This window comes from Kocuria arenosa (assembly GCF_042879215.1).
Taxonomy (GTDB): domain Bacteria; phylum Actinomycetota; class Actinomycetes; order Actinomycetales; family Micrococcaceae; genus Kocuria; species Kocuria arenosa.
The window spans coordinates 46293-60955 of the sequence record NZ_JBHZTA010000003.1 but is presented as its reverse complement, the minus strand read 5'-3'; the positions used below and the strand labels follow the sequence as shown (position 1 = coordinate 60955).

Sequence of the window (14663 nt, the reverse complement as noted above, 5' to 3'; positions counted from 1 at the left end):
AGTCCGGCCCCATGGGGGGGGGTGTCCCCAGGGTAGGACCGCAGGGAGCGCATTTCAATGAATTGGTCTGGAAAGGGGGAGGGTTCCGCCACCGGTAGGGTCGGGGCATGCGCATCGTCCGGGCCGCCGCGGCGGTGGTCGTCCGGGAGGACGGCCGGCTGCTGCTGATCCGCCGGGGCGCGGAGCCCCAGCGCGGGCGTTGGAGTGTGCCGGGCGGCCGGGTGGAGCCCGGCGAGACCGTGGCCGAGGCCGCCGTCCGGGAGGCCTTCGAGGAGACCGGGGCCCGGGTGCGCGCGGAGCGCGAGCTGGGGGTGGTGCGCGTTCCCGCTGGTCCGGACCTCGAGTACGAGGTGCACGACGTCGCGGCCACGTTCCTCGGCGGAACGCTGCGCCCCGGCGACGACGCCGACGCCGTGCGCTGGGTGACCCCGGAGGAGCTGCCGGGGCTCGAGACCACCGACGGCCTGCTGGAGCACCTCGTACGGTTCGGGATCCACCCGGCCTGAGTTCCCCGGAACCGTCCGGGCCGGATCCTCGAGTCCGTCCAGGCGGGATCGCCTTGCGCCCTGCTGGGCCCGCGCCGGACCGCCGGGGACCCTCCACGCCCGGATTCCCGTCCGGGCCCGGAGCGCGTGCTTGGATAGGGGCATGGCACAGACGCGGGGTTTCTACGTCGACACCGTGGAGCGCACGACCACGGCGGACCAGCACGCGGTGTGGGCGGTCGTCGAGGGCATCGGCGGTGAGCGCGGCTGGTACAGCACCGACCGCATCTGGGCCGCCCGCGCCACGGCCAACCGCCTGGGCCTCCCGCCCGGGCAGCTGCGCCACCGCGAGGACCCGGACCACCTGGCGGCCGGGGAACGCCTGGACTGGTGGACGGTCGAGGCCCTCGAGCCGCCGCGGCGGCTCAGGCTGCGGTCCGTCGTGCGGATGCCGGGGGACGCCTGGCTGGACATCTGCCTGGAACCGGGGCCGGGCGGCACGACCGTCTACCGCCAGACCACGGTGTTCCGCCCGGCGGGCGCGGCCGGCCGCGCCTACTGGTACGCCATGCTCGCCCCGCACAAGGCCGTCCTCGGCCGGCTCGCCACGGACATCCTGCGGCAGGCGGGCGGATAGGGCTCTTCCGCCCCGGCCGCTCCCGCCGTAGCGTGGACTCACCGGCCACCGTGACGCCCGGTGGACGCGGCCGGCGGCCGAGGGAGTGCCTCGGCACCGCTGCCGGGCGGAGCCTCCAGGAGAGTGCCGCCATGACCGCCGACGCCCCGTCCGTCCCCGATTCCCGCGCCCTGGCCGACGAGGCCGTCGCCCTGGTCCGCGAGTGGCTCGTGCGCGCCGCCGAGGGCCGCCGGCACCGCGGCGGCGCCGCCGACCGGCTCGCCACCGTCCTGCAGGACCCTCACGGGCTCGAGTTCACCGTCGGCTTCGTGGACCGGGTGGTGCGCACCGAGGACGTGCGGGCCGCCGGGCGGGCCCTGCACGCGCTCGCCGAGATCGTGCCCCGCACCATGCCCGCGGCGGACCGCGCCCAGATCCGGCTCGGGGCCGCCCTCTCCGCCTCGGCGCCCCAGGTGGTCGTCCCCGCCGCCCGGACCAGGCTCCGCCAGCTCGTGGGCCACATGATCGTCGACGCCCGCCCCAAGCCGTTCGGGCAGGCCGTGAAGCGGCTGACGGCCCAGGGCCACCGCCTCAACATCAACCTGCTGGGCGAGGAGGTGCTCGGGGCGGAGGAGGCGGACAAGCACCTCGCCGACGCCGCGGCGCTGCTGGACCGGGACGACGTCGACTACGTGTCCGTCAAGGTCTCCTCCGTGGTCCCGCAGCTGTCCCACTGGGGCTTCGAGGGGACAGTGGCGAAGGTCGTCGAGCGGCTGCTGCCCGTCTACCGCGCCGCCGCCGAGGCCCCGGCCGGGAGCAAGTTCATCAACCTCGACATGGAGGTCTACTCCGACCTGCACCTGACCACCGAGGTGTTCACCCGCGTCCTGGAGCACCCGGAGCTGCGGGGCCTCGAGGCGGGGATCGTGGTGCAGGCCTATCTGCCGGACGCGCTCGCGGTGGTCCGGCGCCTCTCGGTGTGGTCCGCCGCGCGGGTCGAGGCCGGCGGCGCGGGGATCAAGGTGCGGCTCGTGAAGGGCGCGAACCTCCCCATGGAGCGCGTGGACGCCGAGCTGCACGGCTGGCCCCTGGCCACGTGGAGCAGCAAGCAGGAGACCGACACCAACTACAAGCGGGTCCTCGACTGGCTGTTCGTGCCCGGGCGGATGACGGGGCTGCGGCTGGGGGTGGCCGGGCACAACCTCTTCGACATCGCCTTCGCCCACCTGCTCGCCGAGCGCCGCGGCGTGACGGATCGGATCGAGTTCGAGATGCTCCAGGGCATGGCGGTAGAGCAGGCGCGGGCCGTGAGCGCCGACGTCGGGCAGCTGCTGCTCTACGTGCCCGCCGTGCGCCCCGCCGAGTTCGACGTGGCCGTGTCCTACCTCGTGCGCCGGCTCGAGGAGAACGCCTCGCACGAGAACTTCATGTCGGGGATCTTCGAGCTGGCCCCGGACAACGACGTCTTCGCGCGGGAGGAGCAGCGCTTCCGCGCCGCTCTCGAGGCGCTGGACCCGCGGGCCGACGCCGCCCCGGCCCCCGCCCGGGTCCAGGACCGCACCGCGCCCGACGCCGGGTCCGCGCACCTGCCGCTGGAGGAGCCCTTCCGCAACGAGCCGGACACCGACGTCTCCGTGCCCGCGAACCAGGCGTGGGCGGACCGGATCGCGGCCCGGATCACGGACCGGCAGTGGTACGAGGCCCTGCCCGTGCCCGATCCCGTCGACGCGGAGGACGTCGAGCGGCTCGTGCGCACGGGGCGGGACGCCGCCGAGGGGTGGCACGCCCGCGGCGCCCGCGAGCGCGCGGAGATCCTCAACCGGGCGGCCGACGTCCTGGCCGCCCGCCGGGGGCACCTGCTGGCCGTGGCCGGCGCGGAGGCGGGCAAGACCCTGGGCCAGACGGACCCGGAGGTCTCGGAGGCGATCGACTTCTGCCGCTGGTACGCCCGCCGCGCCCTCGAGCTCGAGACGGTGGACGGCGCCCGGTTCGTCCCGGACCGGCTCGTGCTGGTCACCCCGCCGTGGAACTTCCCGCTGGCGATCCCCACCGGCTCGACGGTCGCGGCCCTGGCCGCCGGCGCCGCCGTGCTGCACAAGCCCGCCCCGGAGGTCCGGCGCTGCTCGACCGCCGTGGTCGAGGCCCTGTGGGAGGCCGGCGTGCCGCGGGACGTGCTCCAGCTCGTCGACTCCGTCGAGGGGGAGGTGGGGCAGGCGCTCGTCTCCCACCCCGGGGTGGACCGCATCGTCCTCACCGGCGCCTACGAGACGGCCCGGCTCTTCCAGTCCTGGCGGGCGGGCCGGCCGATGACCGCGGAGACCTCGGGCAAGAACGCCCTGGTCATCACCCCCAGCGCGGACCGGGACCGGGCCGTGTGGGACCTCGTGACCAGCGCGTTCGGCCACGCCGGGCAGAAGTGCTCGGCGGCCTCCCTCGGCATCCTCGTGGGCAGCGTGGCGGGATCCGGGCGGTTCCGCCGGCAGCTGCTCGACGCCGCGTCCTCGATGGTCGTGGACTGGCCGCAGAACCTGCAGGCCTCGGTGGGCCCGGTGATCTCCGAGCCCGGCGAGAAGCTGCACCGGGCCCTGACCCGCCTCGACCCGGGGGAGCAGTGGCTGCTCGAGCCGCGGCAGCTCGACGACACCGGGCGGCTGTGGCGGCCCGGGATCAGGACGGGGGTGGCCCCGGGCTCCTTCTTCCACCGCACCGAGTGCTTCGGCCCCGTCCTGGGGCTGATGGAGGCCGCGGACCTGCAGGAGGCGATCGAGCTGCAGAACGCGGTCGAGTACGGGCTGACCGCCGGGCTGCACTCCCTGGACCCCGACGAGGTCAGCACGTGGCTGGAACTCGTCGCGGCCGGCAACCTCTACGTCAACCGCGGCATCACCGGGGCGATCGTCCAGCGCCAGCCCTTCGGCGGCTGGAAGCGGTCCTCGGTGGGCCTGGGCGCCAAGGCCGGCGGCCCGAACTACCTGGTCCAGCTCGGATCGTGGCAGAAGGCCCCGTTCGAGAAGGCCCCGTTCGAGGAAGCCCCGTCCGAGGGGGACTCCTCCGAGGAGACCGGCGTGGAGCCCTCCGAGTCCGTCGCCCACCACCTCGCCGAGCTCCGTCCCCTCGTGCCCGAGCCGGACGCCGCCTGGCTGACGGCCTGCGCCGAGCAGGACCAGGCGTGGTGGGAGCGGGAGTTCGGCCGCGCCCACGACCCCACCGGCCTCCAGTCCGAGGCCAACCTGTTCCGCTACCGCCCGCGCGACGTCGTCGTGCGCGCCGCCGAGGACGCCCCGCTCACGGACGTGATCCGGGTGGGGCTCGCCGCGGTGCGCTCCGGCGCCCGCGCGGTCCTCGCCCCCGCCGAGGAGATGCCCGCGGAGGTGCAGGGACTGTTCCGCTCCGTGCTGGACCCCTGCGGCGACGAGGCGTTCGCCCGGGTCGCCGCGGACTGGTCCGACCCGAGCGGGGCCGGACGGATCCGGGTGGTGGGCACCGCGCCCGGCCTCGCCGGGGCGCTCGCGGAGCGGCCCGAGGTCGCGCTGCTCGCCGGCCCGGTGGTCGGCGCCTCGCGCGTGGAGATGCTCCCGTTCCTCGCGGAGCAGGCCGTGTCCGTCACGATGCACCGTTTCGGCAACCCCTCGACGGACGCCGAGATGGTGGTGCACCGGCTGATCGCGTCGTCGCCGGGCCTGGGCACGCCGGCGCCGGTAGCCGAAATGTAGGAGTCGGCCCTGGTGGGGGCGCGGCCCCGGTGCCAGGCTGAGCCCATGCGCGCATCCCTGAGGTACCTCGCACTGGGTCTGGCCGGAGCGCTCGGCGTCTCCGGCACCGTTCTCGGCGGCTCCGCGGCCGTCGCCCACGACGACCGGCCGCACGGGGGCCGGGGCTCGCCCGTCACCGCCGAGCTGCCCAAGGTCCCCGCCATGACCGGGGGCGGCGGCGCGGTCTCCTCCGTGGACCCCCTCGCGAGCCAGGTCGGCATCGACGTGCTGGAGCGGGGCGGCAACGCCGCGGACGCCGCCGTGGCCGCTGCTGCCGCCCTGGGCGTCACCGAGCCGTACTCCGCGGGCATCGGCGGCGGCGGGTTCTTCGTCCACTACAGCGCGGAGACCGGTGAGGTCCGCACGATCGACGGGCGCGAGACCGCCCCCGCGACCTACACCGAGGACGAGTTCCTGGACGAGACTGGCGAGCCCCTCGACTTCGCCACCGTGGTCAGCTCCGGGGCGTCCGTGGGCGTGCCCGGCACCCTGGCCACGTGGGAGACCGCGGCCGAGGAGTTCGGCACGATGGGCCTGCACCGGCTGCTGCGGCCCGCGGAGCGGATCGCCGCCCGCGGCTTCGTGGTGGACGAGAACTTCCGGGAGCAGACGGCCCAGAACGCCGAGCGCTTCGGGAAGTTCCCCGAGACGGCCGAGGTCTTCCTGCGCGACGGCGAGGCGCCCGCGGTGGGCACCGTGTTCCGCAACCCCGACCTCGCCCGCACCTACCGCACGATCCGGCACGAGGGCACCGGCGCCTTCTACGACGGGCCGATCGGGGCGGCGGTCGTCGACGAGAGCCGGGAACCCACCACCGCCGAGGGCGTGGAGGTGCTCCCCGGAGAGCTGACGCTCGAGGACCTGGCGTCCTACGACGCCCTGCTCAAGGACCCGGTCTCCACCGAGTACCGCGGCCTGGACGTCTACGGCATGGGCCTGCCCAGCTCCGGCGGCATCACGGTGGCCGAGACCCTCAACCTGCTCGAGGCCTACGACGAGCGCACCGGGATCGGCCTCGCCGAGGTCTCCGGGACCCAGTACCTGCACCGCTTCTCGGAGGCCACGGCCACCGCCTTCGCCGACCGCAACCGGTGGATCGGCGACGTCGAGGGAGTGCCCGTGGAGGAGCTCACGAGCCAGGAGTTCGCCGACGAGCGCGCCTGCCTCTTCGACCCCGCGGCGGCCCAGGAGCGCCCGATCGTCTTCGGCGAGCCCGACGGGGACTACGCCGCGTGCGGGACGTCCGAGGCCCGTCAGCCCGAGCCCGTCGGCGGGGTCTCGACCACCCACCTCAACGTGGCCGACCGGTGGGGCAACGTGGTCTCCTACACCCTCACCATCGAGCAGACCGGCGGCTCCGGGATCACGGTCCCGGAGCACGGGTTCCTGCTCAACAACGAGCTGACCGACTTCAGCTTCGCGCCCGTCACCGAGGGCGTGCCGGACCCGAACCTGCCCGGCCCGGGCAAGCGGCCCCGCTCGTCGATGAGCCCCACGATCGTGCTCCGGGACGGGGAGCCGTGGATGTCGGTGGGCTCGCCCGGCGGCGCCACGATCATCACCACGGTGGCGCAGATCCTCACCGGGCACATCGACCGGGACCTCGCCCTCGTCGACGCCGTGGCCGCGCCCCGGCTGAGCTCCCGCAACGGGCCGGAGGAGGTCGACCTCGGCTTGGCCGACTCCGAGGTCGGACGGCAGCTGAGCGGGCTGGGCCACCAGCTGGTCCCGCCCCCGCGCCGGTGGATCGGCAACGCCTCCGCCATCCGGATCCTCGGTGACGACCGCTTCGAGGCGGCGGCCGAGACGGAGCGCGGCTACGGCGGCTCCGCCATGGTGGTGCATCCCGGGCCGTGACCCCGCTCGGCCGGTGACGCCCGCGGGCCCCGTCCGCCACGGACGGGGCCCGCGGTCCTGCCGGGGCAGGTCCTACGCTGGGTCCGGACCGCGCGCCGCGCGCCCCGTTCGTCCGACCCAGGAGCCGCACCGTGTTCAGCCACCCGCCCACCGACCGCCCCGGCCCCTCCGAGCCCGTCGTGCCGGGGGACCCCGCCCTGGACGACCGGTGGCGGGCGGCGACGGCCGGGTGGCGTCCGTCCTCGATCCGCCCCTCGTCGATCCGCTCGGGCGAGCCCGATCGTGTCCGCGCCTGGGTGCGCCACGCCTGGGAGGGCCTCGTCGGCGCGGGCGCCGGACCGGAGGGCGACGACGCGCTCGGCCGGCGGGTGCGCGACCTGATGACCGTCGCCGCGCTGTTCGTCCTCCAGGAGCGCTTCCTGGCCGTCGCCGCCGGTGAGCCGGCCCCGGCCGAGGCGCCCGACCCCCGGCGGGACGGTGCCCCCCTGGACGACGACGAGGTCCCGGCGGTCGTGCGGCAGACGTGGGACGTCGACCCGGCGGAGGCGGGGGCTGACGGGTTCGCGGCGGAGCTCGCCGGTTTCCTGCAGGACCACCTGGACGAGCTCGCCGAGGAGGTCCGTGAGCGGCTGGTGGACCGGCGCGGCCCCACCCAGGTGTTCGCCGAGCTGTGGAGCCTCGAGCACGTGGACGAGCTCGAGCCCGCGGACCAGGAGGGACAGCCGCCGTTCCCGCTCTCCACCGACGACATCGCGTGGATCGTCAGCGGCGTCCCCGGCCCCGAGAAGCACACCGCCTGGGAGTGGCTCACCCGCTGAGCCGGTCTCGGGGCGCGGCGGCGCTGCCGGAATAAGTCCGCACGGCGACGACTTTCATGGATGCATCCACAAAATTTGTGACGAGGAGCTCCGCATGACCATCCAGCTCGGCCTCAACACCTTCGGCGACCTCTACCCCGGGCCGGACGGGCGGATGCTCAGCGGGGCGCAGGTGATCCGCAACATCGTGGCCGAGGCGGTGCTGGCCGACCAGGTGGGCCTGGACTTCTTCGGCATCGGCGAGCACCACCGGGAGGACTTCGCGGTCTCCTCGCCCGAGACGGTGCTCGCCGGCATCGCCACGGTCACGGAGCGGATCCGCCTGGGCTCCGCGGTGACGGTGCTCAGCTCCGACGACCCGGTGCGCGTCTACCAGCGCTTCGCCACCGTGGACGCCCTCTCCTCCGGCCGCGCCGACGTCATCCTGGGCCGCGGCTCCTTCACCGAGTCCTTCCCCCTGTTCGGGTACCCGCTCGAGGAGTACGAGGCGCTGTTCGAGGAGAAGCTGCAGCTGTTCGACCGGCTCCGCACCGAGGGCCGGATCGACTGGCAGGGCCGGCTGCGCGCGCCCGTCCAGGGCCTGGAGGTGTACCCCAAGACCGAGGCCGGCGCGCTGCGCACGTGGATCGCCGTGGGCGGCTCGCCCAACTCGGTGGTCCGCGCCGCCCACTACGGGCTGCCCGTCATCTTCGCGATCATCGGCGGCAGCCCTTCGGCCTTCGCGCCCTTCGCCGACTACTACCGCCAGGCCCTCGAGCACTTCGGCAAGGAGCCACAGCCGGTGGCCTTCCACTCCCCGGGCTACGTGGCGGAGACCGACGAGCAGGCCCGCGACGAGTTCTTCCCGCACCAGGCCTACACGCACGCCCGGATCGGCAGGGAGCGCGGCTGGGGCCCCCTGACCCGTTCGGAGTTCGACGCGATGTGCGGGCCCGAGGGCGCCTACTTCGTGGGCTCCCCGGAGACGGTCGCCCGCAAGATCGTCCGGTCCTCGGCGGCGCTCGGCGCCTCCCGGTTCGACCTCAAGTACGCGGTGGGCACCCTGGACCACGCCCGGATGCGCCGCAGCATCGAGCTGTACGGCACCGAGGTGCGCCGCTACGTCGAGGACATGACCGCCGACCGGGCCGGTGCCGCCGTGTGACGCCGGCACGTGCTGTGCGGGGCGTGCCGTGCGGGGGCGGGTCGCTCAGAACCGGCTCGTGACCGCATCGTGGGGCAGGGTGGCGACCACCGTGGTCCCCGTGCCCGGTTGTGACCGGACCTCCAGCCCGGCCCCCGCGGCGTCGGCGATGTCCCGCATGATGCGCAGCCCCAGATGGCCCTCCGGGGAGCCCCGCGAGTCGTCGAAGCCGGTGCCGTCGTCGCTGATCATCAGGACCGTGGCACCAGCCTCCACGTCGAGGCGCAGGCTGACCGTGGACGCGTGGGCGTGCTTCGAGATGTTCGCGAACGCCTCCCGCGCCACCTTGAGGACCATGCCCTCCTGCTCGGGCGTGAGGAACACCGCGGGGCTGATCTGCACGGACGTGTCGATCCCCCGCTGAGCCAGCGGGTCCGCGAGGCGGGCCAGGGCCTTGGGCAGGCCGAGGGTCAGCAGGTCCGGCGAGTACAGGGCGGTGGTGATCCCGCGCAGGGTGCGCAGGCTGCCCTGCAGGATCGTCCGGGACCGGCCCAGCGCGCTGCGCTGCTCGGGGACGGCCGCCGTCATCTCCTGCGCCTCCAGGGAGTAGGACAGCCCGGCCAGGTCCTGGATCACGTCGTCGTGCAGGTCCCGGGCGACCCGGACCCGTTCCAGCTCGGCGGCGTCCACGGCGTGCTGGAGCAGCTGGGCGCGCGCCGTCCGGTGGTCCTGGATCCGGCGGGCGAGACCCACCGCCGGGGCGAGCTGCGCCAGCTGGAACAGCGCCAGGGTCAGCAGGAACGCCGGGGCCATGCCCATGAGCACGGAGTGCTGTTCCGCACGCACGATCGAGTCGTCGTAGTAGGCCTCGAAGACGAGCTGTTCGCCGCCGGCGGCCACGAACCCCACGTAGACCTCGACCAGCCGCCCGGCGCCGGACTCGCGGGAGTTCTCGGCATCCTGCTGGTGCTCGATGGCGGCGACCCCCTCGCCCCGGGCCACGAGGTCCTCGTCCCACGAGGGCGGACCGTAGTTCTGCCCGATGAGCTCGTGCTCGTCGGAGTAGACGATCGTCCCGTCCTGGTCCCAGATCTTGATCCGGCGGATGGTCCCGTCGGCGAGCCAGGGTCGCAGCCGGGTGTCCAGCACGGCCGTGGCGTCAGCGTCACCCACCAGCAGGTCGTCGGTGATCAGCGGCGCCACGGCGTAGTTGGCCAGCCGCTGCGTGACGCGCAGAACGTGCTCCACCGCGTGCTCCTCGGCCACGGCCCGGATCCACCACGTCGCGGGCACGGCGGCGACGAGCACCACCATCAGTCCGGCGAGCAGGAACCGCAGCACGGCGACCCGGACCTCGGACCGGTCGACGACCGGCGGCGGGGCGACCGGCCAGTCGGGGAGCTGGGCGGCGATCTCGGGTGCGGTGCGGTCCGCACGCGCCAGGAGCCGTCTCACGATCGGTTCGTCACCAGCCCCAGCTTCGAAGCGACGGCGACCGCCTCCAGCTGGGAGTGCGCCCCGAGCTTGACGAGGATCGTCTTCACGTAGCCGCGGCAGGTGTTCGGCGTGATGTTCAGCAGTCGTGCGTTCGCGCCCACGCCGTGACCCTCGGCCATGAGGCGCAGGACCTGGAGCTCGCGCCGGGTGAGTGCCGGCACCCCGGCGGCCGGCCGGCGGGCCGGATCCGTGGCCGCGAGCAGCGAGGGGTGGACCGCCATGGTCCCGCAGCGGGCGCTGCGGATGGTCTCGAGCAGGGTCGCGAGCGAGCCGTCCTTCGGCAGGAAGGCGCAGATCCCGGTGGTCGCGGCGGCCTCCAGGACGTGCTGTGTGGGGTCGCCGGTCAGCATCACGATCCGGGTCCCCGGCCGGTCCCGGAGGATCCGCGCGGAGGCCGTCACGCCGTTGCCGCCGGCGAGGTGGTAGTCCATGACCACCACGTCGGGCCGCAGCGCCGCGCACAGGCGGATGCTCGACTCGACGTCGCCGGCCACGCCGACGCTGTACAGGTCCGGCTCCTGACCCAGCGCGCCGGTCAGCAGCTCCGCGAACGTGGTGTGGTCGTCCACCACCAGTATCGAGGTGCGCGTGTCGCACGACCCGTTCGCTCCATCCGACATCCCCGACCTGCCTCCCGCTGCACCCCGTATTACGTAGGAGTAGTATGCCGATTGCAAATCATGGGCACCAAGCGGGCGGATGTCATCTATTCGGGGGTTGACAAGGGGGCATTCTGTTCGGAAACGCTGTCGGCTGCATTTTCTCACGCCTCCACCCCCTAGGCCGCCGTGCTCAGATTGCGGCCCAGGAAGGCCTGGAGCACCGAGGCCGCCTCCTGCCGGGCGAGCGGCAGGAGGGTGCCGGGCATCCAGTCCGGGGCGCCGGCCCGGCCGTGGAGCACCAGGAGGGCCGTCAGGGCCTGACCGAGCTCGTCGCCGGTGGCCGCCGTGGCGCGCAGCATCCGGGCGTATGACGCCTGCAGCAACGCGGAGGGAGCGCATCCCAGCTCGTGGACCAGGGTCCGCCGGCACTGCTCGTAGGCCTGCAGGCCCTCGACCGAGCGCCCAGCTCCCTCGAGCCCGAGCACGAGCACGGTCCAGGCGCGTTCGTTCAACGGGTCGGCCGCAAGCACCTTCCGTGCCTGGACCACGGCTTCCTCGCAGCGGCCCAGTTCGAGGTCTGCCTCGGCCAGCAGCACCCGGGCCTCGGTCACTCGAGCCGCGAAGGCGCTGCGCTGGGACTCGATCCACTCGCAGTCCTGTTCGTCCTCCAGCAGGGAACCCGAGACCATGCCCAGCGCGCGGTGGAGCAGCAGATCCGCCTCGCGGGCGGAGGAGCGCATCGCGGTGTCCAGCAGCCGCTCGAAGTGGGGCAGGTCCAGATCCACCAGGGAGGCGTCGATGACGTAGCCGCCGTTCGTGGTCCTCAGCGGACCGTTCTTGCCCTGTCCGGGCTGGAGGTGCCGGCGCAGAACGCTGACGTAGCTCTCCAGGTTCGCGGAAGCCGCCGCGGGTGCGTCGGCCCCCCAGAGCAGATCGACAAGTCGTTGCTTCGACACCGGTGTCCCCAGTTGCAGGAGCAGGATCTCGAGGATCCGCCGCTGCCGGGGGCCCCCCAGTTCCTTGGATGTCAGGGTCCGGCTCCCGCGCCGGACCACGAACGGACCGATGACCTGCACCGACAGCCTGGCCCCCTTGGCACCGGCTGCGGTTCGAACGTCGACAGTAGAAATATTCATCGTGATCACTCCCCCCGAAGTGCCTCCACTATGGCGGTCGGCTCCCCTCGGCCAACAGCACCGGGTGGGGGGTGGGGCACCCCCCCATCTGAGGGGTGTGCCATAGGGAACGGCCGGTGCGCGGGACGCCGGCCCCGCGGGTCCGGGCCTGGCTCGCCCGGCAGCAGTCCGCCCGGAGGGCCGGACGGACCCGACCGCAGCCCTCGCAGGCGCCGGTCGCTGACATGGAACGTCATGAACACGGGGTGGTTGTCCCCCGACCGGACGACGTGCGGAGGTGATCGGTCCGCACCGCAACGTTTCTCCAAGGTCCCGTGCCGACCGTGGAGTCATGACCACTCTGGAATCAACAGCCGTCATCGACACCTCACCGGCCCGGCGGAGACGTCACCGCTGGATGCTGCCGGCGGTGTTCCTGCTGGCGGTCCTCCTGGTGCTGGCGCACGGTGCCCTCTCCGCGGAGAAGGAGCCGGGCACCATGCTCGGCGCCTCCGGGTCCGTGCCCGGAGGGCTCGCGCGTCTCAACGGGGTCATGCCGTACACGCAGTTCGTCGCCCAGGAGGGACGGGACGTGCCGGCGGAGCTCGCCGGAGACGTTCCGAGCGGCGCCCACCTGGTGATCGTCCTGCTCGAGCTCACCGCCATGGAGCCCGAAGGCCTGGAGTTCGACGCCGACGACTACGTGGTGGAGCGGCTCGGGGGCCGCACGTCGCAGGTGGTCTGGGCGTCGCCGTCCGAGGCTCCGCTCGCGCAGAACGAGACCGTGCAGGCGGAGCTGGTCTTCGAGGTGCCCGACAAAGCCCTCGAGCTGACCCTCGCCGGAGCCGGCGACGTGCGTCTGTCGATGGGTACCGAACACCACAGCGGCAGCAGAGGACGCTGACCGCACCGAACGACCCGGTCGGGGGACAGGTCGTTCCATCACACGTCTTGACAAGAGCGCGGGACCGCGCGAAGCGCAACGGTCCCGATCCAAGGGGGAACAACATCATGGCCGTCTCGAGAAGAAACGTCCTGCTGCTGGGCGGGCTGGGAGTCGCAGGGGCGGCTCTGGGCGTGCCGACGACAGCGGTCAACGCCAAGTCGGCGAGCGCGCTCGCCGACTCCCTGATGCCCAGGCCGTTCCGGACCGAGTTCGCCCAGGCGCCCGTCCTCGGTCCTGACGACCCGCTCGGTCGACCCACGATCGATCCCGCCGACGGGAAGCCCATCAGGTACTACACGGTCACGGAGCAGGCCGCCTCGGCCCAGATCCTGCCGAAGGCGGGTCTCCTGACGCCCATTCTCGGCTACAACGGCATCTTCCCGGGCCCCACGATCGACGTCTACCAGGGCACGAAGGTCGAGCTCACCGTGGTGAACAAGCTGCCGCGCCAGCACGCCCTGGACGGTCACAGCCTGGACACCTCCACCCACCTGCACGGTTCCGCGTCGCTGCCCCAGTACGACGGCTACGCCAGCGACATCACGCGCCCGGGGTTCCAGAAGACGTACAAGTACCCCAACTTCCAGGGCGCCAGGACCCTGTGGTACCACGACCACGGGGTCCACCACACCGCGCTCAACGCCTATTCGGGATTGGCGGGGCAGTACCACATGCACGACGCCGCCTCGGAGCGACTCCTGCCGCGGGGGAAGTACGACGTCGCACTGACCGTCTCCGACGCGATGTTCGCCGCCAACGGCTCCCTGGGCTACGACGACAACAGCCAGTCGGGGCTGTGGGGGGACGTCATCCTCGTGAACGGCAGGCCCTGGCCCGTCATGAAGGTGCAGAAGCGGGTCTACCGGTTCCGCTTCCTCAACTGCTGCATCTCCCGGTCCTTCCGGCCCCGGCTCAGCACGGGCGACCCGCTCGTCATGGTCGCCACGGACGGCGGGCTGATGCCCACCGCCCAGCCTGTCCGCGAGTACCGGCACGCCAGCGCCGAGCGCTACGAGTTCCTCGTCGACTTCAGCAAGTACCGGGCGGGACAGAGGGTCGAGCTCCAGAACCTGTCCAACGACAACAACGTCGACTACGACTTCACGAACAAGATCATGGCCTTCGACGTCGTGGACGAGCCCGTGGACACGTCCGACCCCACCTGGAACCGGATTCCCACCACTCTCGCCGGCAGCGAGGTGATGGATCTGCAGGAGAGCAGGTCGTCCAGGACGCGGCGCTTCCGGGTCAAGCGCGATAACGGCATGTGGACGATCGACGGGGTCACGTGGGAGCAGGTGATCGCCAGCAACTACCGGAAGGTCGCAGCGGAGGTGCCGCTGGGAGCCACGGAGATCTGGGAGTTCGAGAACAGCTCCGGCGGGTGGTTCCACCCCATGCACATCCACCTGGTGGACTTCAAGATCCTGGGCCGCAACGGCAGGGCCCCGTTCGCCTACGAGAAGGGGCCGAAGGACACCGTCTACGTGGGGGAGGGCGAGACCGTCCGGCTGCTCATGAAGTTCGGCCCCCACCAGGGCCGGTACATGGTGCACTGCCACAACCTGGTCCACGAGGACCACGACATGATGGTGCAGTACCAGGTCGGCGAGTCCGTGGACCCGGACCCCAACGATCCGATGACGGCGGCCCCGGCGGTGCCGGCGGGAACGAGCGGCACCCTGCCTTCCCCCACGCCTTCCCCCACGCCGTCGGCCACGCCGTCGGCCACGCCGTCGCCCACGCCGTCGCCCACGCCGTCGCCCACGCCGTCGCCCACGCCCACCAAGAACTCCGGGAAGAAGTCGCAGACCAAGGATCCGCGTGCCGGCAAATGACGTTCACCTGTTGT

The 14663-nt window shown here is 72.9% G+C and carries 11 protein-coding genes; 8 read left to right on the top strand and 3 right to left on the bottom strand.

Features of this window, described 5'->3' with window-relative positions; all coding sequences use genetic code 11:
* Positions 1 to 107: 107 nt before the first annotated feature.
* From ACFYE3_RS06275 to ACFYE3_RS06250, 6 genes are all read left to right on the top strand, one after another.
* Complete coding sequence (locus ACFYE3_RS06275; protein WP_387607113.1) at positions 108 to 506, top strand: NUDIX hydrolase; 399 nt, start codon at positions 108 to 110, stop codon at positions 504 to 506.
* 142 nt (positions 507 to 648) lie between these two features.
* Complete coding sequence (locus ACFYE3_RS06270) at positions 649 to 1122, top strand: DUF2867 domain-containing protein (protein WP_387607112.1); 474 nt, start codon at positions 649 to 651, stop codon at positions 1120 to 1122.
* A 131-nt stretch (positions 1123 to 1253) separates the two neighbouring features.
* Positions 1254 to 4814 carry a proline dehydrogenase family protein gene (locus ACFYE3_RS06265; protein WP_387607110.1) on the top strand — a complete coding sequence of 1187 codons (3561 nt, stop codon included), beginning with the start codon at positions 1254 to 1256 and terminating at the stop codon, positions 4812 to 4814.
* 45 nt (positions 4815 to 4859) lie between these two features.
* Positions 4860 to 6710, top strand: coding sequence for a gamma-glutamyltransferase (ggt, locus tag ACFYE3_RS06260; RefSeq protein WP_387607109.1), 1851 nt, complete (start codon positions 4860 to 4862; stop codon positions 6708 to 6710).
* 131 nt (positions 6711 to 6841) lie between these two features.
* The gene (locus ACFYE3_RS06255) at positions 6842 to 7528 is read left to right on the top strand and encodes a hypothetical protein (protein ID WP_387607107.1); all 687 of its coding nucleotides are present in this window, start codon (positions 6842 to 6844) and stop codon (positions 7526 to 7528) included.
* A 94-nt stretch (positions 7529 to 7622) separates the two neighbouring features.
* Positions 7623 to 8672 (top strand): LLM class flavin-dependent oxidoreductase, encoded by a 1050-nt coding sequence (locus ACFYE3_RS06250; protein WP_387607105.1) that lies wholly within the window; start codon positions 7623 to 7625, stop codon positions 8670 to 8672.
* A 45-nt stretch (positions 8673 to 8717) separates the two neighbouring features.
* On the opposite strand, the gene ACFYE3_RS06245 is transcribed toward ACFYE3_RS06250, so the two are convergent.
* The 3 genes from ACFYE3_RS06245 to ACFYE3_RS06235 all read right to left on the bottom strand — a co-directional run bounded on the left by ACFYE3_RS06245 (position 8718) and on the right by ACFYE3_RS06235 (position 11886).
* Entirely contained in the window at positions 8718 to 10106 is a 1389-nt protein-coding gene (locus tag ACFYE3_RS06245; RefSeq protein ID WP_387607103.1) for a sensor histidine kinase, read from the bottom strand.
* A complete protein-coding gene (locus ACFYE3_RS06240) occupies positions 10103 to 10717 on the bottom strand; it encodes a response regulator transcription factor (protein ID WP_387607101.1) in 615 nt (204 codons plus the stop codon). The genes ACFYE3_RS06245 and ACFYE3_RS06240 overlap by 4 nt, the downstream gene beginning before the upstream one ends.
* A 209-nt stretch (positions 10718 to 10926) precedes the next feature.
* Positions 10927 to 11886, bottom strand: a complete 960-nt coding sequence (locus ACFYE3_RS06235) for an AfsR/SARP family transcriptional regulator (protein WP_387607099.1) — start codon at positions 11884 to 11886, stop codon at positions 10927 to 10929.
* A 331-nt stretch (positions 11887 to 12217) separates the two neighbouring features.
* On the opposite strand from ACFYE3_RS06235, the gene ACFYE3_RS06230 reads away from it, so the two are divergent.
* Together ACFYE3_RS06230 and ACFYE3_RS06225 are read left to right on the top strand one after the other, a co-directional pair.
* Positions 12218 to 12769, top strand: coding sequence for a hypothetical protein (locus ACFYE3_RS06230; RefSeq protein WP_387607096.1), 552 nt, complete (start codon positions 12218 to 12220; stop codon positions 12767 to 12769).
* A gap of 107 nt (positions 12770 to 12876) precedes the next feature.
* Complete coding sequence (locus tag ACFYE3_RS06225; protein ID WP_387607094.1) at positions 12877 to 14649, top strand: multicopper oxidase family protein; 1773 nt, start codon at positions 12877 to 12879, stop codon at positions 14647 to 14649.
* The last annotated feature ends 14 nt before the right edge of the window (positions 14650 to 14663 follow it).